Source organism: Alistipes sp. dk3624 (assembly GCF_009557455.1).
Taxonomy (GTDB): Bacteria; Bacteroidota; Bacteroidia; order Bacteroidales; family Rikenellaceae; genus Alistipes_A; species Alistipes_A hominis.
Genome location: NZ_CP045651.1, coordinates 2,704,170 through 2,723,183 on the forward strand (window position 1 = coordinate 2,704,170; position 19,014 = coordinate 2,723,183).

Here is a 19,014-nt window from a genome sequence, read left to right on the forward strand (position 1 = left end):
GACGGCGGCGGGCATCCGCGGCCGCTAAACCGGAATCCGATGGCAACGAAGGATCAGAGCGAGTTCAAATACCTGGTGGCGAACGATCGGGACCGGCTGTGGGGAATTACCGTCACGTCGGTCGGTTTTCAGCGCATCGACGCGGACGAAGCCTATCCTCCGGCCGACCACCCGGCCGGTTATTATTTCAACGTGACCGCCGGCCGGGTGCTCGACGAATACCAGTTGATCTACGTGGTCGACGGAGAGGGCGTTTTCGAATCCGACGGCAAGACATACGCGCTGGCTCCCGGGGCGATGTTCTTGATCTTTCCCGGATGCTGGCATACGTACCGTCCGAACCGCAAAACCGGTTGGAGCGTCTATTGGATCGGTTTCCGGGGCAAGGTGGTCGACGAACGGGTTGCCGGCGGCTTTTTCAGCGGGCGTTCGCCGGTCTACAACGTAGGGATCAGTACGCTGGCGATCGACGTTTACCGCGGCGCGATGCAGGCGGCCGGACAGGAGGGCCCTTATTACCAGCAGATGCTGTCCGGCGCCGTTTCGCTGTTGATGGGGGTGGCGCTGAACCTGAATTCCGGCCGGAAATCCCCGAACGACGAGACGTGCGATAAAATCGCCCGGGCGAAGGTGATCATGCGCGATAACCTGTCCGAAAATATCAGCGCGCAGGAGGTGGCCCGGCGGCTGCACGTCAGCTACTCGTGGTTCCGCACGGCGTTCAAACGGCACGCCGGGATGGCGCCGGCGCAGTATATCCTCGAACTGAAACTGTTCCGGGCGATGGAGTTGCTTTCCGATCCGGCGATGACGGTCAAGGAGGTTTCCTATGCGTTGGATTTCAACTCTTCGCGTTATTTCTCCAGCTTTTTCCGCAAGCGCACCGGGTACAGTCCGCAGGAGTACCGCTGCCGGCTGCGCGGCAGCGAAGCCACGGACGATCCGCTCGACTGACGGATCAAAAATCAGAACTTATATATCAATTTTGGAACACGATCCGCGTCCGGTCGTTTTACTTTTGTATGAACGAGGGAGATCGTGCGTAATTTTTTAACCCGAACAGAAATCGTTATGAAAAAGAAACTGTTTGTCGCCGCGGCCTTGCTGGCGGCGATGGGCGCGTCCGGCAAGGGACGCGATGCCGCTCCGAAACGGATCGCCGATTCCGACGGAATCGTCCGGATCGAGGTGCTCGCCTGCGAGGATACGATCCTCCGCCGCGGTTCTCCGGATACGGAAGATATCAAATACGGATTCGAGGGCGGCCGGGTCGTGAAAATCGGAAACACTTATCACATGATTACGTCGGAGATGGTCGGCGATCCGTACTGCGTGCGGATGCGCACCGGCTACTGGACTTCCGAGAACGGGACGGACTGGCGCCGCCGGGCCACGATCCGCGAGTCGGACGCCGATTTTACCGGCGCGTCGCAGCGCGCGGCGATCTGGGGGCCGATGATGGTCTACCATAAAAAAGACAAACGGTGGCATCTCTTTTACGTATGCTATAAGGCGCTTCCGCAGCAACCCGACGTCAATAACCTGAATTTTGACGGCGTGATTCAGCACGCCGTTTCCGATGTAAAAGGAATCGAAGGGATCGGCGGTCCCTATACCGACCGCGAAATATTGATGCGCTACGACGAGAATCCCGATCCGTGGGAGGGACATCAGGGGGTCGATTCGTTTTTCCCGTATCGAATCGGAAAGCAGTGGTACGCGCTGTACGGCAGCGCGACGACCCAGCAGATGTCCACCTGCAGGTGGATGGTCGGGATGGCCCGGGCCGACCGAATCGAAGGGCCGTGGACGCGGATGAGCGAACTGAACCCGGTAGGCCTGGAGAGTTTTGCCGAGAATCCGATCGTGATGCGGCTCGAAAACGGAGTTTATATCGCGATCGTCGACGGCGGTCCGTGGGTCGATAAGCTGGGATATACGTTGTCGTGGGACGGTGTGCACTGGTCGAAACTGCGCCACATCGACATCGAACCGGTCGTGAAAAAATGGTGGACCGCGCTGCGGACGCCGATTTCGCTGATCAAGGAGAAGGACGGCACGTATACGATGTTCTTCACCGCATTTAAGGATTACGACGGCCTGTCGTACGGGGTGGTCAGCAAGTTGAAACTGAAACTTACCTTTTTAGATAAATAACCGTGTCGGGGGGAGACGAAGGCGCGCGCCGGTACGGAACGGGGGCTCTTTTCGGTGCGGGCGGCATAACCTACAAATATTGGACGAATGAAAAAAATCCACTTGACCATCTTGTCTTTGATGCTTGCCGTCGGCGGAACTGCCGACGCGCAGGACGGAGCCGACGCCCAATCGGCGCAGCGGCTTTTCGATCAATTCGCCGATCCCGGCAGCGAGTTCCGCACCAAGCCGTTTATGGTGTGGAACACCGAGATTACGCCGCACCGGATCGACCGTATCCTTTCCGAATATAAGGAACAGGGCTGCGGCGGCGTATTTATCCATCCGCGGCTCGGACTGATTACCGAGTACCTGTCGCCGACGTGGAACGAGATGGTGAAATATACGGTGGACAAGGGGCGCGATCTGGGACTCGAAGTGTGGCTTTACGACGAAAATTCCTACCCGAGCGGTTTCGCCGGCGGGCATGTGCCGCGCGAGATGCCGGAAGCGTTCAACCAGGGACAGGGCCTGAAACCGACGGCGGCCGATACGATGCCCGCCGATGTTTCGAAATATTTCGTGATTGTCGCCGAGGAGGACGGTAAATTCGAAAACGTTACCGAGCGGGCCGCTTCGATGGCCGGACGGCCGGGCCGGTTTTACCTGTATGAAAAGACTTTTTACCAGCCGTCGCCGTGGTATGCCGGCGGGCCGTATGTCGACTTGCTGGCGCACGGGGTGACCGACAAATTCATGGAGATCACGATGCAGGGTTACGAAAAGACGTTTGGAGGCGACCTGAAGGGAAATGTGAAGGGCGTTTTTACCGACGAACCCGAGATCGTGTCGCCCGGCGGCGTGCGTTGGACGCCCGATCTGTTCGACGTTTTCCGTAGCGAGTACGGTTACGATCTGAGCGACTGCTTGCCGCAGTTGCACGAGGAAATCGGGGATTGGCGAAAGGTGCGTCACGACTATTTCCAGTTGCTCAACCGCCTGTTTGTCGAGCGCTGGGCCAGGCCGTGGTACGATTACTGTGCCGGGAAAGGGATTTCGTGGACGGGGCACTACTGGGAGCATAACTGGCCGCTGGTGACCGGCGTTACGGACAACATGTCGATGGCCGCGTGGCAGCAGGTTCCGGGGATCGACATGCTGTTCAACCAGTTCAATGAAAAGAGCACCGGCGCGCAGTTCGGGAATATCCGGTCGGTGAAGGAGGTGCGGAGCATAGCCAACCAGCTCGGGCGGCGGCGCGTCCTGAGCGAAACTTACGGCGGCGGCGGATGGAACGTGACGTTCAAAGATATGAAACGGCTGTGCGACTGGCAGATGGTGCTGGGCGTCAACTTGGTCAATCAGCACGTAGGGCACATGAGCATGGCCGGGGTGCGTAAGTTCGATTATCCGCCGATGTTCAATCAGAGCGCCGCGTGGTGGAACGACTACCGGGCGCTGAACGATTACATCGCCCGCATTTGCGCGGCGATGAGCCTCGGCGAACAGCGAAACGATATTCTGGTGCTGGAACCTACGACCTCGGTATGGATGTATAACCAGTATTACGGGACTGCGTCTTTGAACCGGGCGATGGAGATCGGGCAGGCGTTTCAGGATTTGGTGACGGAACTCGAACACGCGCAGGTGGAATTCGACCTGGGATGCGAAAATATTTTCCGGACGAACGGAAGCGTCCGCGACGGAAAGTTCGTCGTTGGGCAGCGGGCGTACGGTACTTTTGTCGTTGCGCCGCAGACCGAAAACCTCGAACGCGAAACGTTCGATATGTTGCGCGGGTTCGTGCGCACCGGCGGCCGGCTGATCGCTTTCGGGCATCCGTCCCGCGTGGAAGGCGAACCGTCTGCGGAAGCGGAAGCTTTTTTTGCGTCGGACAGCGTGATTTCGCTGGCGGAATGCACACCGGAAGCGATCGACCGTTATTTGCGCAGCGAGGGCATCCGGTTTGTCCGCCGGGAAGGGGGCGATCTGCACCATCACCGCAGGGAGTTCGACGGCGGCCAGACGCTGCTGCTGGTGAATGCTTCGCTCGACGAAGCATCCGACGTGGAAGTCGCGCTGAACGGGAAACATGCGGTGCGGATGGATGCGCTCGACGGGAAGGTATATGAAATGCCGGTCGAAACGGCAAATGGTGCTGTGACCGTAAAAACCCGTGTCGAACCGGCCGGCAGCGTGCTGCTGTATGTTTCTAACGATCCGGTCGAAGCCCGGAAACCGCAGGTGTCGACGGGCGGTACGCCGTTGCAGGCCGACGGTCCGATGCGGATCGCACGCCACAGGGACAACGTGCTGCTGATCGATTTTATCGATTTGCAAAACGGGGACAAGCAGTACAAAGATATTTATTACAACAATGCAGGCGCGGAAGTATTCCGCAACGCCGGGCTGAGCGGCAATCCGTGGTTCTGGGCGATGCAGTACAAGCAGGATATCGTGAACATGGATCTTTCTGCCGCGCCGGGCTTTACGGCCGCCTACCGTTTTACCGTTTCGGGTACCGGGGTGGACACGAAGTCGATGAAGATTCTGGTGGAACGCCCCTGGCTGTATACCGTTAAGGTGAACGGCACGCCCGTGCAGGCCGGCGAAGATTGGCTGCTGGACGAAGAGTTCAAGTTGATCCCGGTCGGGAAATACGTGCATTCCGGAGAGAATACGGTCGAACTGGTCGCCGCTAAAACGACCGTCCATACCGAATTGGGCGCCGTCTATGTGCTGGGCGATTTCGAGGTCGTGCAGCGCGGCGACCGCTGGACGATCGTGCCGGCGGCCCGTTACGGTTCACTGCGGAACTGGCAGGCGCTCGGCGCGCCGTTCTACCCGTGGGAGATGAAATACGCGAAACGCTTCAAAGTGAACGGCGTTGCCGGGAAAAGCTATTACGTAAAGGCCGACCGCTGGACGGGGTCGCTCGTCGAGGTATGGGTCAACGGCCGTAAGGCGGGCGTCGTTTTCGCCGAGCCGTACACGCTCGATGTCACGCCTTTCGTCCGGAAAGGGAAAAACGACGTCGAACTGCGCGTGGTGGGAAACATGGAAAACCTGATCGGTCCGCACCACGTCGCCTACGACGGCATTGTCGATCCGAACCGGTGGAACGTGCCGCAGTTGCGTAAGGCGTCGGAATATTTCCTGACGCCGTTCGGGTTGCAGGAGGATTTTGCGCTCGTCGAATGCGAATGATTATTTTTTGAAAACGAATAAAAAAACATGAAAATCGGACTTTTTGGAATCGGACTGAATACTTATTGGGGGCAGTTCGACGGTTTGCTGGAACGTTTGCAGGGCTACCAGCGGCAGATCGCGGAAAAAATGAGCGGCATGGGGGCCGAGGTGGTCGACGCCGGGATGGTGGACGACCCGGCGAAAGCGGACGCCGCCGCGCGGCGGCTGAAAGAAAACGATGTGGAACTGGTGTTTCTGTACATATCGACTTACGCGCTGTCGTCGACGGTGCTGCCGGTGGTGCAGCGGCTCGGCGTGCCGGTGATCGTGCTGAACCTGCAGCCCGCCGCGGCGATCGACTACGATTACCTGAACGGCATGGGCGACCGCGGTCGGATGACCGGCGAGTGGCTGTCGCACTGCCAGGCCTGCTCGGTGCCGGAAGTGGCCTGCGTGTTCAACCGGCTGGGACTGAAATACGACATCGTGACCGGATACCTGGCCGAGGAGTCCGTCTGGGAGCAGATCGGAGCGTGGATCGAAGCGGCCGGTGTAGCCGCCGCGATGCGTCGGAACCGGATGGGGGTGCTCGGCCATTACTATTGCGGGATGCTCGACGTATATACCGACCTTACGCGGATGTCCGGCGTATTCGGGACGCATGTCGAACTGCTCGAAATGTGCGAACTGAAAGAGCTGCGCGACCGCGTGACCGATGCTGAAACCGCCGCTAAGATCGAGGAGTTCCGTTCGACTTTCGACGTAGCCGCCGATTGCGAACCGTACGAGGTGGAACGCGCCGCGCGGACTTCGGTCGCGCTCGACAAATTGGTGGAGGCGCACCGGCTCGGCTCGATGGCTTATTATTACGAAGGGGCCGCCGGCAACGAATACGAAAATATCGTGACGTCGGTGATCGCCGGCAATACGCTGCTGACCGGCCGTAACATTCCGGTCGCCGGCGAGTGCGAAGTGAAGAATGCTCATGCGATGAAGATACTGGCCGAATTTGGGGCCGGCGGGTCGTTCTCGGAGCCTTATGCGATGGATTTCGACGACGACGTGGTGCTGTGGGGACACGACGGTCCGGCGCATTTTGCGATCGCCGAAGGCCGCGTGGGACTGGTGCCGCTGCCGATCTATCACGGCAAACCGGGCAAAGGACTTTCGATCCAGATGAGCGTCCGCCGCGGACCGGTGACGCTGCTGTCGGTGGTCGAGGGCCGCGACGGGGTGTTTTTGCTGACCGCCGAAGGAGAGTCCGTCGAGGGTAAGGTGCTGCAGATCGGCAATACGAACAGCCGGTATCGTTTCCCGATCGGCGCCCGCGCCTTTATGGACGGATGGGCCAAGGCCGGGCCTGCCCACCACTGTGCGATCGGTATCGGTCATCTGGGCGATAAAATCGAAAAACTGGGTTTCCTGCTGGGCATCCCGGTGGTGAAGGTATGCTGAGCCGGCGGAAAATAACGGGCGACTTGCTCGTTCTGTTGACCGGCGGACTGTTGGCGCTGGCGCCGGCGGGTTGCTCCGTATCCGGCGCCGCCGGGCGGCTGACCTGGGATCGTAAGCCGGTGCTGGATCATTCGCCCCGGTTTCCTGCCGGGGAGTGGGAGCGTCCGCAGCGGGCTGTGCTGGAGGGCTTTCTGCACGCTTATCAGCCCTGTGTGATCGAGACGGACGATTCGGAATATCCTTACCGGATGTGGTTTTTCGGCTGGATCGTCGATCCGACGAATCCCGAATATCCCGGCTGCGATGCGATCTACCATGCCCGTTCGCGCGATCTGGATCGTTGGGAGGTGCTTTGTAAAGACGGCAGTTGGAGCGGCGACCGACCGGAGGATTGGGCCTCGACGCTGTTCGCTTCGACCGACGGCGACCGGCATTATTACCATGCGTGGCATGTGGGCGATCCGTCGGTCGTCTTTCGCGACGGGGTGTATTACATGGCTTTCAGTTCGACGTCGAAACCGCTGGACGGGCCGCTTGCGGGGTATCCTTCCGGGATGATGTTGTGCGTAATGGGGGCTACGTCCGTCGATGGGGTTCATTGGCACAAGCGCGAAGAGCCGCTGCTGATCGCGCAGTGCGATTCGGTGTTCCCGCCCCGGGCCGCCGCCGCCCGGGTAGGCGACTTTCACCGGCCGACGCTGATGTGGGACGAGCAGCAGCAGGCGTGGAAGCTCTATTTCGACTATTACAACGCTTCCCTTCCGGGGAACTGCCATATGGGGCTGGCCGAGTGTCGGGGCGATTTCCGGACGGGGCGTTTCGATTTTGTCCATTCCCTCGACGAACCGCTGCTCGACAATTGGCCCAATCCGGAAGTGGTTAAGATCGGCACGGGTTACTACTGTTTTTCCGATCCGCCCGGTTACGCTCCTGCGGATAAGACTCCCGGGCGCTTCGAGGGATGGGACAGCCGCCAGCTCCGGACGGCTTTTTCGGCCGACGGGCGGCATTGGGAGAAGGGCGAATTTATCCCGCCCGATCCCGGAATCGCCGCCTGCCAGGTGCCGCAGACCTTCGTCTGCCGCCGCGACGGCAAATGGTGGCTCTACCTGTTCTATGCCACGCAGATCGGCCGCCGGGACAACGGCCGTCGGTACGAATGGTTCCGCGAAGGGGAGTACAATTGGTTTTACGACCAGATCCGCTATATGCGGCAAGAGATCAAATGACAGAAACGTCGGGAGAACGTTTCGTAAATCCGTCGGCGGGATTTCGAATGAAAAACTGAACTTAAACCTAATATCAAAAATGAAATCGTTGAAAATAATTTGCGCGATCCTGTGTGCCGGACTATCGTTTCCGGCTGCTGCTGCGGGGTCGCAGATCGGAGAACGGTTGATGTGGACCGACGCGGCAACGGCCGCGCCCGATATCCATGTCGGTTTCCGCGGAACGTTTACGCTTGACTCGGACGCCCGCGTCGACCTGCGGCTGAGCGGGGCTTCGTGGTATGTGGTCTGGATCGACGGGGAGTATTTTACCGAAGGGCCCGACCGTTATACGGCGGCTTATCCGGAGTACCAGCTTCGTAGCGTCGATCTGAAAAAAGGAAAACACACGATCGCCGTGCAGTTGCAGTACGAAGGGGTCGTTACCCGCATTCTGCACCCGATACAGCCGTTCCTCTACCTGGAGGCTGCGGTCGGAGGCAAGGAACTGCTGATCGACTGGCGCTGCCAGCGACTTGCCGGTTATAGCTCGCAGGTGCGCCGGATCAACCCGCAGTTGGGGTGGATCGAGTGGCTCGATACCCGCGCCTTGCAAAAGGATTGGCAGCAGCCCGCCTACGACGATTCGTCGTGGGGAAAGCCCGTTTTCGTCGAACGCGCGATCGGGGAATTCGCCGCATCGAAGATCGCTCCGGTCAAAAGCTTGAAGATCGAACCGAAGCTGATCGCCTCCGGCGAACTGGCCGAAGTGTTCGGTTATCCGGGCGATAATCCGGGGGCCAGCTTTTTCCTGCGCGACTTGTCGCCGGAACGTTATCCGGGGCAAGGCGTTTGGCGGCGTTACGATCTCGGCCGGGTACGCCTGGCGCGTCCCGACCTGGTGCTCGATCTGCCTGCCGGAGCTGTCGTGGAGATCGCTTCCAGCGAATTCCTCAGCGACGGCCGCGTCGCCCCGTGGATCACGCTGTCGGCCGGGGATTCCTATAATATGTACCGCTTTATCGCCCGCGGCGGCGAGCAGCGTTTTTTCCCGCTGATCCCGCACGGGGGCCGTTTCGTCGAAGTGCATGTGATCGCGCCGAAGGACAGCGTGCGTTTCGTCGACGAGTCGTTCGTCGAAAGGGGGTATTACGACCGTGCGGACGGCTGTTTTTCGAGCGCGGACGATCTGCTCAATACGATTTGGAACACCGGGATCGAGACCTACAAAGCGTGCAGCGAGGATGCCCTGATCGACAATCCGACCCGCGAGCGCGGACAGTGGCTCGGCGATGTCGGTATCGTCGGCATGGAGATCGGGGCTGTCGGTTTCTCCGATATCGGTATCGTGCGCCGCGGCTTGGTGCAGTCGGCCCAGTGCGCCAATCCGGAAGGCCTGGTGGCCGGACTGTGTCCCGGCGGGGAATCTTACATGGCTTCCTATGCGCTGCAATGGGTTCCGGCCTGCCTGAATTACTGGCGGCTGACCGGCGACCGCACGGTGCTCGACGAATTGTTCGCCGCGGCCGAAAAGAACGTCGCCGCATTCGATCCGTACCTGACCGATCAGGGAATTACCAACGATTGCCCTTACTGGAACTTCATCGACTGGGGGTACGTAGCCAACGATGGCGGCAGCGATATGGCGCTGAACCTGCACTATATGATTGCCGTGCAGACGATGACGCGCTGGGCGGCCGAACTGGGACTCGAAGACAGGGAGGCCTACTACCGCGAAAAAGCCGCGAAGTTCAGCGGAATACTGGATCGTTACTACGCGCAGTACGGGTACGATTGGGATAAGATCGGATACCACCGCACGGTACTCGGCATGAAGGCCGGACTGATTCCGCAGCAGTACCGTCCGGCGGCGGTCGCTTTTATCAAAAAACATATCTTAAACTGCTTTCCGAACAACCCGGACGCTCCTCGGTTGAGCGATCCGGCTGCGAACAACCCGCAGTTGATTACGCCCTATTTTTCGCATTACGCTTTTCCGATCCTGTTCGAGAACGGGGAGACGGATTTCGTCCTCGATCAGTACCGCAAATGCTGGGGCTGGGCGTTGGGCGAAGGGCGCACGACTTGGGTGGAAGTGTTCGATACGCGTTGGACGCATTGCCACCAGTGGGCGGGAGCGCCGACCTGGCAGCTTTCGCGCTATGCGCTAGGGCTGAATCCCCGGTTCGACCGCGCAGTGAATTCGTTCGACCTGACGCTGCACGTCGGTTCGCTCGATCGCGCCTCGGGTAAAATTCCGTTGCCGTCGGGCGCCGTCGTCGGGGTCGACTGGACGCTGAAAGACGGTACGGTCTATTATACGGTCACCGCTCCGGACGAAGCGGTCGAGATTTTCACCGGGCAGGGAAAGAAAAAAGTGCAGGTGAAAGCCAACACTTCCCGGACGCTCGAACTGCCTGCGGTTTCGTCCCGGTAACCGGGGCTTCGGGTTTGGTTTCGGAGTGCGGATCATTTTACAGGATCCGCACTTTTTTATTGTAACTTTTTTCCGGCTTTCCCGTTTAATTCAGATAAAGCGGTTGGCTCGTGTGAGGATTGTTTTAAAGGGATGAGAAAATAGTCGAAAACGGGAAAACTTTTTTAGTTTTCCGTTTTTGGCCTATATTTGTGAATCCATTTAAAAATAAAATCGTATGAAACGTTTAAATTACCTGATTTTCATGTTCATGATGGTCTCCCCGGCGTTCTTGTCCGCTCAGACTGCTACGGTCGGATCGAAAGTAGGTCCTGTTAAAATATGCGATCCGAGCAACGAGCCTGTGGAGCTGCCGTATTTGGGCAAGAAAAACCTGCTGATTTTTTACGTGGACCCCGATAAGGCCAATCAGAATAAGGAGTTCCGCGAGAACCTCGAAAAGAACCAGATCGAGAGCGACAATATATACAGTTTCGGCGTGGTCAATCTCAAGGATGCTCCGTTGCTGCCGAATGCGATCGTGCGGGCTATGATTCGCAAAAAAGTCAAACAAACGGGAGCCGCGATCTATACCGATCCCGATTACATGCTGCGCGACGGGTGGAATCTGGGGGACGTGAACGATATGTTCGTGTTGATTTTCGTGAACAAGGACAAAGAGATCGAGTTTTTGTCGAAGGGGGAGCTTTCGCAGAATCAAATCGATGAATTTTACAGAGTTATCAATAAATACAAGTGATAGCTGAATTGTGGCGATTATTCACTACTTTTGCCCGCAAAACGAACGGGGGACAATGTTTTCTCTGTTGAAAAGTTCCTGAATATGGAGACCACGAAGAAAATTTTGTTACTTGTATTGACAGTTTGTATGAATTTTGCGACGGTTTCCGGCCGGACGGCTGCGACCGGCGGATCGGAAGGAGAGACGGCGGAGGCTGCGGCCGATTCGACGTTGTACCTTTCGAACGACACGATCGTCAAACCGTCGGGGGATACGACGGTGAAGCATCTGTACGTGACGCGGTTGAAGAAATCGGGGGATACGGTGGTGAGGAAGAATAATTTCTTCAGGCGTTTTTATCGCTATTTCGAAACCGCCAACGAAGATAAGACCCAAACGAAGAAGCTGGACTTCAGTATTATCGGGGGACCGCACTATTCGTCCGATATCAAACTGGGAATCGGGATCGTGGCTGCCGGATTGTACCGGGTCGATAAAAAGGACCTCAGCATACAGCCGTCGAGCGTCTCGTTGTTCGGGGATATTACTACGACCGGTTTTTATCTGCTGGGCGTGAGTAACAATACGCTGCTCAAAGGGGGAAAGTACCGGGTCGGTTTCTCGACCTATTTCTTTTCGTTCCCGAGCGCGTTCTGGGGAATCGGCTATGACAACGCTACGTATGCGACTCCCGGCAGCTACAAGCGGTTGCAGAACCAGGTGAAGGCGGATTTCATGTTCCGGGTGGCGAAGAATTTCTATCTCGGCGTCGATGCGAGTTTCAACTACATCGAAGGGAAGGATTTTTCGGACGTCGGTTATCTGAGAGGGGAAGCTACCCGTTATATCAATACCGGCGTGGGAGGCTACCTGATGTACGATACGCGGGATTTTATTCCCAATCCGTGGCGAGGGGTTTATGTGAAGCTGGAACAGCGGGTTTTCCCCGGTTTCTTCGGGAACAAAGGGGCGTTTTCGCGTACCGAACTCCAGGTGGACGCCTATCATCAGGTGTGGAAAGGGGGCGTTATGGCCTACGACCTGTACGGGGTGTTCAACTACGGCAATACGCCGTGGACGATGCTCGCCCTGATGGGGGGATCGACCCGGATGCGCGGATATTACGAAGGCCGTTACCGGGATAAGCAGATGATCGAGATCCAGGCCGAACTGCGGCAGAAGATTTACGGGCGCAGCGGGATCGCCGTTTGGGTGGGAGCCGGCAACGTCTTCCCGAGCCTGAACAAGTTCAACCCGGCGCATACGCTGCCCAACTACGGGATCGGTTACCGCTGGGAGTTCAAAAAGCGGGTGAACGTCCGGTTGGACTACGGTTTTGGAAAGAAGGGACAGAACGGATTTCTGTTCAGTATTAACGAAGCATTTTAATGAAAAAGATGATAAATCGGTTTTTCAGCGGATTGAAACGGGCGCTCGGGCTACAGGAGACCATATCGGTCGTTTACGTGGCGATCATGTTGCTGCCGAACCTGTTTTTGGCCGTTACAGAGCCCTATTCGTGGAGTACCGTGCTGGGGTCGATCCTGCTGCCGGCTACGTTTTATTTGTTGGTGTCGGTATCGCTGCCCCGTCCGGGCGGCGTGATGCTGTGCACGCTGCCGCTGATGATCCTCGGCGCGTTCCAGATCGTACTGTTGTATCTGTTCGGCGGGTCGATCATCGCGGTGGATATGTTCACGAACCTGTTTACGACCAATGCGTCCGAGGCCGGCGAGTTGTTGGCGAACATCTGGCCGGCGGTCGTGTTCGTCTGCGTGATCTATATTCCGCTGCTGGTGTTGGGGGTGCGCTCTCTGGTTATCAAACGGCGGCTCAGCGGGGTTTTTCGCCGTCGCGCGCTGTGGGCGGCGGCGGCGTCTTTCGTGCTCGGCGTGATTTTCGTGCTCGTTTCGACGTTCGCCCATCCGGGATTCGGCATGAAATACCATGTTTTTCCGATCAACGTGATTTATAATATCGACCTGACGCTCGACCGCTGGTCGCAGAGCGAAGCTTATCCGGAGACTTCCCGCGATTTTCGTTTCGACGTGACGCGAAGCCGGCAGGCCGACGGCCGCGAAATCTATGTGTTCGTAATCGGCGAGGCGTCGCGCGCCGCATCGTGGAGTCTGTTCGGCTACGAACGCGAAACCACGCCCCGTTTACAGCAGCGGGTCGGCGACGGCCTGGTGCCGTTCCGCGATATGCTGACGCAGTGCAATGCGACCCATAAGAGCGTGCCGATCCTGCTCAGCGCCGTTTCTGCGGCTAATTACAATGATATTTTTCAGGAGAAAAGTATTATTACGGCTTTCAAAGAGGCCGGGTTCAGGACGCTGTTCATATCGAATCAGGTTCCGAACCGTTCGTTGATCGACTTTTTCTCGGAGGAAGCCGATAGTCGCATCGACATCAGTCCGCGCGAAGGGCAGCTCTATACGGACAACCGTCCGGACGGGGATATGCTGTCTTATCTGCGGGATGTCATCGCAGAGAACGACGATAACCTGTTCATCGTATTGCATACTTACGGATCTCACTTCGATTATACGAAACGCTATCCGGCCGAATTCGCCCGTTTCGTGCCCGATCATGCGTCGGCGGTAAACCGCGAGAACCGGGATGTCGTTTGCAACGCTTACGACAACAGCGTGTATTATACCGATTATGTATTGGATCGGGTGATTTCGTTGCTGGACAGCGCGCGGGTTTGTTCGGCGTTGTTCTATTGCGCCGACCACGGCGAGGACCTGATGGACGACGACCGCGGACGGTTCCTGCACGCTTCGCCAACGCCGACCTATTATCAGTTGCACGTGGCTGCGCTCGCATGGTTTTCGGACGAATACCGGGCGCAATTCCCCGAAAAGTATCGGAATGCCGTGGCGAACCGCGATAAGCCGTCGACGACGGGTTCGGTTTTCCACGATCTGGCCGACATGGCGTTCCTGCAGAGCCGTTACATGGATTCGACGCAGGCCTTTACCAGTTCGGGTTTCGTGTTCAATCCGCGCAGGATGTACCTGAACGACCATAACAAGGCGGTGGAATTTTATAATTCAGGCCTGCGTCCCGAGGATTTCGAGATGCTCGACCGACATCATATCGAATACGACAAGGCTCATGTCCGGGATATCCTTTATTAGGAAGTACGATTTATACGTCAAATAATTTTAACAAAAACCAATTTTATTATGAGAAAAATTTTATTAGCGTCGCTCGCGGCCGTTTTCACGCTGGGGCTGATGAGTTCCTGTTCCAAGGACGATGACGGTCCGGGACCTGATCTGACCGATTATGCAGCCAAGATCGCCGGTATTTTCAAAGGCGATATGACCGTAGCGCTCGGAGAGGCGCAGCCCGGCGCACCGACTACGGAAAAGATTTACGTTACCCGGACCGGGGAGAACAAAGTGACCATGGAGATCAAGAATTTCACGTACGAAGGCATGAGCCTGGGAAATATCGAGATCGAGGACGTTGCCGTGGCTGCGACCAAGGCGACGGACGCTTCCGCTGCCTATAAATGCGCGGTAACCGGAAAAGGCACCGTTTCGATCAACCTGAACGGGGTGCCGTTGACGGCCGATGTGGAGGTTTCCGGGACGGTTGCCAACGATAAGGCCGATATCAAGATCGTCGTGGACGCTGCGGGTCTGAAAGTCAACGTCGGTTTTGCTGGCGACAAGATCGGCGCGGATACTCCGGACTATGCGCTGGATATCGCCGGGACCTATACCGGGAAAATGATCGTTACCGTAGGCGACACCCCCGTCGGCCCGACCAAACAGGAGATCGTTTTCGCGCGTCAGAACGAGAATGTGGTGCAGATGTCGATGGAGGATTTCTCTTTCGGCGGCGCCTCCCTCGGCAAGATCGTTTTGAGTGACGTGAACGTTGCCAAGAAGGATGCCGGATATACCGTTGCCGGCGAAGGCGACGTAAAAGTGTCGCTCGGCGGAAACCCGCTGACCGTCAAAGTGACGTTGGAAGGTACGGTGGAAGATAAGGCGACCGAGTTGGTGATGACGATTAACGTCCCGGGCGTGGGCGATGTCAAAGCCGAATTTACCGGCGCGATCGAATACGTTCCGAGCGACCAGGCCGAACTGCTGTCGATCGAATTCGCCGACAATGCGAAAGTTGCCGTGCAGCCTGCGACGACGGACGGTAAGAATTATACTTTTGCGATGACGGCCGACGCTACGGCCGACGACCTGAAAGGATTGGTTCCGACGATCGTGGTATCGGAAATGGCTACCGTCGTACCGGCGTCGAACAAGACCGTCGATTTCTCGCAAGGCGCCGTGGACTTTGTCGTTACGGCCGAGGACGGAACCACTACGGCTACCTATACGGTATCTTGCGTCGGAAAACAGACCAGTCTGGCCAGCTTCGAAGAGTGGGAAGAAGAAAAATTATGGGGTAGTCCGGTTGGTATGAGGCCGGTTCTTTCTTCGGGATGGGCGACCAGTAATTCTGCCGCCGTTGTTCTGCAGGATGCGCCTTATAAACCCGTTGGGCCGGTTGATGCCGGTTATAAGGGCAAAGGTGCACAGATTTATTCGATCGATGCCCGTACGTATTACGAAGCGTTGCCGACGATGGTGCCCGCTCTTGCCGCAGGTTCGTTATTCATAGGCGAATTTAAGCTGAATATGACAAATACGTTGGCAAGTACTCGTTTTGGTGCTCTTTGCGATACGAAACCTACATTCGTAAGCGGATATTACAAATATGCGCCGGGCGATAGTATGATCAACAATATCGGCGAAGCTCTCAAAGATGCCGGAACGGACGAGTGTTCGATCGTGGCCGTATTGTATGAAGTGGAAAACGAGGAGGACGAAACGCTCGATGGTAGCAATGTCCTGAATGATTCGCGGATCGTTGCCAGTGCAATTATGACTTCCGGTGAACAGAAAGATTTCAAGCAATTCGGTCTGGAACTGAATTATACCGGAGAATACAATCCCGCGAATAAATATAAATTTGCGATCGTATGTTCGTCGAGTAAGAACGGAAGCGGCTATAAGGGTCCGGAAGGAACGGTACTCGGTGCACGGGGAAGTATGTTGATCGTCGATGAAATTTCCGTTTATTCTGCATTTTAAGACTCTCCTTTGATCAATAAAAACAGGCGAAAGAAATTTCGCCTGTTTTTTTATGGGGATCTTCCGGAAGATTTCTGCCTATTTTTGAAGGTTGTACGATTCCGTTTACATCTGTCGTCTTCCGGCGGAAGTGAGATTTGCGAATGCGTTTATTTGTTGTCCGTTTATCCGAACGTTTCGGCGAACTTCCACAGGTTGTCCTGCTGCGGTACGGGAGCCGTGACGCGTAAGGGTTCCTTGCGCACCGGATGGATGAATTCGATACTCCGCGAATGCAACGAGATGCTGCCGTCGCGGTTCGAACGCGCGGCGCCGTACTTCAGGTCGCCGCGAATCGGGCAGCCGATCTTAGACAGTTGCGCCCGGATCTGGTGGTGACGGCCGGTCAGCAGTTCGATTTCGAGCAGGTGGTAGTGCGTGCCGCTGCCTTTCAGCCGGTACCTCAGTCGCGCTTCCTTGCTTCCCGCTGTCGGACGGTCGTACACTCTCGATTTATTCGTTTTGCCGTCGCGGACGAGGTGGTGCACCAATTCTCCTTCGGGTTGTTGAGGCCGGTTCTCGGTCAGAGCCCAGTAGATTTTACGGATTTCGCGGTTTTTGACCAATTCGTTCATACGCGTCAACGCCTTGCCGGTCTTGGCGAAAAGCACGGCTCCGCTGACCGGACGGTCGATGCGGTGCACGACGCCGAGGAACACGTTGCCCGGTTTGTCGTCGCGCACGTGGATGAACGCTTTGATTTCGTCTTCGAGGGTCGGATCGCCGGTCGTGTCGGGCTGCACCAACTCTCCGGAACGTTTGTTGACTACGATCAGGTGGTTGTCTTCGTACAGGATAGATTCGGGATTGAACATGGTTCGGGTTGAGATGATTATTCCAGTTCGAATGTAAACGGCAGCAGCAGTTTCGCTTCTTCGACGACGATCGCCCGGCCCGCTCCGCTCATCACGATCCGAATCGGCGCCTGTTGCCTTTTTTCGGCGTCGGCGATCACTTGCCGGCATGCGCCGCACGGGGTACACTCCCTCGGCGACGGCGCCGAGGCGATCGCCATCGTCCGGATCGTTCGGCCCGGACGGTTCGCCTGTACGTAATAGAGCAGGCTGCGTTCAGCGCACATGCCGGACGGGAATACCTCGCTCTCCTGGTTCGAAGCCGTCAGGATTTCGTCGTCATCGAGCAGCACGGCCGCCCCGACGCGGAATCCCGAATAGGGCGCATAGGCCGAACCGCAGGCTTCCGCGGCTTTGCCGATCAGCAGGCGTTCCTGCTCCGGTAGCTCCTGCTGCGTCCGGTATTGCCGGAAATCGAAACAATGCTTTTTTGTCTCCATCGTCGTTCGGTTTAGTCTTCTGAGCCGGTGTCGGATCGCTCCGGTTTAACGGCGCGTACCATGTGGCGTTTGCCGAGCGCTCCCGGCAACCGCCTGACTTCGAAGCCGGCCGCGCGCAGGTTCTCCTTTACCAGGCCTTTTGCCGAGTAGGTGACCAGCGTGCCGCCCGGGGCGAGACAGGCATACAACCGTGCGAATAGTTCTTTGCTCCACAGTTCGGGCTGGGTGTCCGGGGCGAATGCGTCGAAGTACACCAGATCAAAGGTAGTGTCAAATCGGTAATCCTCCAACGCCGCCTCTACTTTTTTCAATGTAAAGCGTTCGTCGACGCCGACCGGGACGTTCCACGCCGCGTCGTGCAGCGCCCGGAACAGCGGATCGGTCGCATAACTCAGTTTTCGGGCAGTTTGCGGATCGACCGGATAGCGCTCGACGGCTTCGTAAAAAACCGTACGGCCTTCCCGCCGTGCGGCCTGCGCCGTCAGCCAGGCGTTCAGACCGCTGCCGAATCCGGCTTCGAAGATCCGGACGTGCGGCGACTCGCTGCATAAAAATCCTTCGCGGATAAAGACGTGTTCGGATTCGCCGACCGCGCCCCGCACGGAATGATAAGCGTCACCCGTAACCGGGTGACGCAGGGTCGGGGAACCATCCCCGGTAATTTCTATTTCGGGCCGGATCAAAGTCCCAGGATAAAGCGCACCATGACCGAGTGCTCGATCTTGATTTTCTGGAATTCCAACTGCGGAGCGGCTTCCTCTCCCGCAGCGTCGGCTACGGCCATGCTTTTGGCCATCAGTACGTTCGCATAGGGGCGCATGTTGAATCCGTAATCTTGTACGAAAATCGCTTCCTTAGCCTGCTGTCCGAGCGCCGCCGCCAGCACTTCCGCGTTTTTGCGGGCTGCTTTGGCCGCGTTCGTGCGTACTTCCTGGCGCAGCTCCTCGATGTTCGAAACGTCCGTCTTTTCGATGTTCACGTCCGAAATACCGGCCGTCTGCAACGCCTGGAACGCCTCGCCGAGTTGCTGGGCGCTGTTTACCTTCAACTGGTAGGCCTTGGTCGAAAGGATTGCGTTCTTACGCAGGAAGTAGGTTTGCAGATCGCTGGACATATCTTGTACGACGAGGTTCTTTTCGAGGTCGATGCCGATTCCCTTGAGTTGTTTGAACATCTCTTTTTCCTGCTGGTCGACCGATACTTTGCCTTTGTTGTCCTTTTCGTTGATGACGATACGCAGGTAGATTTCGTCTGGAACGACTTCCATTTCGGCCTTGCCGGTCACTTCGATATAGGGTTGGTCGATGTAATTCTTTTCCTGTGCGAACAGCGATCCGGCGAGCAATACGGCCGCCACGGATACCATCAGTTTTTTCATAGTCATTCTTTTTTAGAGTTTGTAACTGTATATAAGATCGTTT

General features: G+C 57.1%; 14 protein-coding genes. 10 read left to right on the top strand and 4 right to left on the bottom strand.

The genetic code is table 11. From position 1 onward, the window contains the following. Nucleotides 1-39: 39 nt before the first annotated feature. The 10 genes from GFH31_RS11530 to GFH31_RS11575 all read left to right on the top strand — a co-directional run bounded on the left by GFH31_RS11530 (nucleotide 40) and on the right by GFH31_RS11575 (nucleotide 16,260). A complete protein-coding gene (locus GFH31_RS11530) occupies nucleotides 40-954 on the top strand; it encodes an AraC family transcriptional regulator (RefSeq protein WP_055205464.1) in 915 nt (304 codons plus the stop codon). A gap of 117 nt (nucleotides 955-1,071) precedes the next feature. Then, nucleotides 1,072-2,157 (top strand): hypothetical protein, encoded by a 1,086-nt coding sequence (locus GFH31_RS11535; RefSeq protein ID WP_153497964.1) that lies wholly within the window; start codon nucleotides 1,072-1,074, stop codon nucleotides 2,155-2,157. An 87-nt stretch (nucleotides 2,158-2,244) separates the two neighbouring features. Continuing rightward, nucleotides 2,245-5,343, top strand: coding sequence for a glycosyl hydrolase (locus tag GFH31_RS11540; RefSeq protein WP_153497965.1), 3,099 nt, complete (start codon nucleotides 2,245-2,247; stop codon nucleotides 5,341-5,343). A 27-nt stretch (nucleotides 5,344-5,370) separates the two neighbouring features. Beyond that, nucleotides 5,371-6,780 carry an L-fucose/L-arabinose isomerase family protein gene (locus GFH31_RS11545; protein WP_101571086.1) on the top strand — a complete coding sequence of 470 codons (1,410 nt, stop codon included), beginning with the start codon at nucleotides 5,371-5,373 and terminating at the stop codon, nucleotides 6,778-6,780. 23 nt (nucleotides 6,781-6,803) lie between these two features. Further along, nucleotides 6,804-8,009 carry a hypothetical protein gene (locus tag GFH31_RS11550; RefSeq protein WP_153497966.1) on the top strand — a complete coding sequence of 402 codons (1,206 nt, stop codon included), beginning with the start codon at nucleotides 6,804-6,806 and terminating at the stop codon, nucleotides 8,007-8,009. Nucleotides 8,010-8,088: 79 nt separating this feature from the next. After that, nucleotides 8,089-10,425 (top strand): hypothetical protein, encoded by a 2,337-nt coding sequence (locus GFH31_RS11555; RefSeq protein ID WP_172970752.1) that lies wholly within the window; start codon nucleotides 8,089-8,091, stop codon nucleotides 10,423-10,425. A gap of 217 nt (nucleotides 10,426-10,642) precedes the next feature. Further along, the gene (locus GFH31_RS11560) at nucleotides 10,643-11,164 is read left to right on the top strand and encodes a YtfJ family protein (RefSeq protein ID WP_055205470.1); all 522 of its coding nucleotides are present in this window, start codon (nucleotides 10,643-10,645) and stop codon (nucleotides 11,162-11,164) included. A gap of 129 nt (nucleotides 11,165-11,293) precedes the next feature. Next, nucleotides 11,294-12,535: a BamA/TamA family outer membrane protein gene (locus tag GFH31_RS11565; protein ID WP_055205471.1), complete on the top strand. Its 1,242-nt coding sequence runs from the start codon at nucleotides 11,294-11,296 to the stop codon at nucleotides 12,533-12,535. Beyond that, nucleotides 12,535-14,292, top strand: a complete 1,758-nt coding sequence (locus tag GFH31_RS11570) for a phosphoethanolamine transferase (RefSeq protein ID WP_101571079.1) — start codon at nucleotides 12,535-12,537, stop codon at nucleotides 14,290-14,292. Before GFH31_RS11565 ends, GFH31_RS11570 begins: the two co-directional genes overlap by 1 nt. Before the next feature lie 48 nt (nucleotides 14,293-14,340). After that, a complete protein-coding gene (locus GFH31_RS11575) occupies nucleotides 14,341-16,260 on the top strand; it encodes a PCMD domain-containing protein (RefSeq protein WP_153497968.1) in 1,920 nt (639 codons plus the stop codon). A gap of 164 nt (nucleotides 16,261-16,424) precedes the next feature. On the opposite strand, the gene GFH31_RS11580 is transcribed toward GFH31_RS11575, so the two are convergent. From GFH31_RS11580 to GFH31_RS11595, 4 genes are read right to left on the bottom strand one after another with little or no spacing between them, the layout of a single operon-like run. Next, nucleotides 16,425-17,114, bottom strand: a complete 690-nt coding sequence (locus GFH31_RS11580; protein ID WP_101571076.1) for an RluA family pseudouridine synthase — start codon at nucleotides 17,112-17,114, stop codon at nucleotides 16,425-16,427. A gap of 17 nt (nucleotides 17,115-17,131) precedes the next feature. After that, nucleotides 17,132-17,593: a cytidine deaminase gene (locus GFH31_RS11585; protein WP_101571074.1), complete on the bottom strand. Its 462-nt coding sequence runs from the start codon at nucleotides 17,591-17,593 to the stop codon at nucleotides 17,132-17,134. An 11-nt stretch (nucleotides 17,594-17,604) separates the two neighbouring features. After that, entirely contained in the window at nucleotides 17,605-18,276 is a 672-nt protein-coding gene (mnmD, locus tag GFH31_RS11590) for a tRNA (5-methylaminomethyl-2-thiouridine)(34)-methyltransferase MnmD (RefSeq protein WP_153497969.1), read from the bottom strand. After that, a complete protein-coding gene (locus GFH31_RS11595; protein ID WP_101571617.1) occupies nucleotides 18,273-18,971 on the bottom strand; it encodes an SIMPL domain-containing protein in 699 nt (232 codons plus the stop codon). Before GFH31_RS11595 ends, mnmD begins: the two co-directional genes overlap by 4 nt. Between the last annotated feature and the right edge of the window lie 43 nt (nucleotides 18,972-19,014).

Excerpts from the sequence above, each read along its gene's own strand:
- GFH31_RS11530 (WP_055205464.1), top strand. The coding sequence starts at position 40 with ATGGCAACGAAGGATCAGAGCGAGTTCAAATACCTGGTGGCGAACGAT.
- GFH31_RS11535 (WP_153497964.1), top strand. The coding sequence starts at position 1,072 with ATGAAAAAGAAACTGTTTGTCGCCGCGGCCTTGCTGGCGGCGATGGGC.
- GFH31_RS11540 (WP_153497965.1), top strand. The coding sequence starts at position 2,245 with ATGAAAAAAATCCACTTGACCATCTTGTCTTTGATGCTTGCCGTCGGC.
- GFH31_RS11545 (WP_101571086.1), top strand. The coding sequence starts at position 5,371 with ATGAAAATCGGACTTTTTGGAATCGGACTGAATACTTATTGGGGGCAG.
- GFH31_RS11555 (WP_172970752.1), top strand. The coding sequence starts at position 8,089 with ATGAAATCGTTGAAAATAATTTGCGCGATCCTGTGTGCCGGACTATCG.
- GFH31_RS11560 (WP_055205470.1), top strand. The coding sequence starts at position 10,643 with ATGAAACGTTTAAATTACCTGATTTTCATGTTCATGATGGTCTCCCCG.
- GFH31_RS11565 (WP_055205471.1), top strand. The coding sequence starts at position 11,294 with ATGAATTTTGCGACGGTTTCCGGCCGGACGGCTGCGACCGGCGGATCG.
- GFH31_RS11570 (WP_101571079.1), top strand. The coding sequence starts at position 12,535 with ATGAAAAAGATGATAAATCGGTTTTTCAGCGGATTGAAACGGGCGCTC.
- GFH31_RS11575 (WP_153497968.1), top strand. The coding sequence starts at position 14,341 with ATGAGAAAAATTTTATTAGCGTCGCTCGCGGCCGTTTTCACGCTGGGG.
- GFH31_RS11580 (WP_101571076.1), bottom strand. The coding sequence starts at position 17,114 with ATGTTCAATCCCGAATCTATCCTGTACGAAGACAACCACCTGATCGTA.
- GFH31_RS11585 (WP_101571074.1), bottom strand. The coding sequence starts at position 17,593 with ATGGAGACAAAAAAGCATTGTTTCGATTTCCGGCAATACCGGACGCAG.
- GFH31_RS11595 (WP_101571617.1), bottom strand. The coding sequence starts at position 18,971 with ATGAAAAAACTGATGGTATCCGTGGCGGCCGTATTGCTCGCCGGATCG.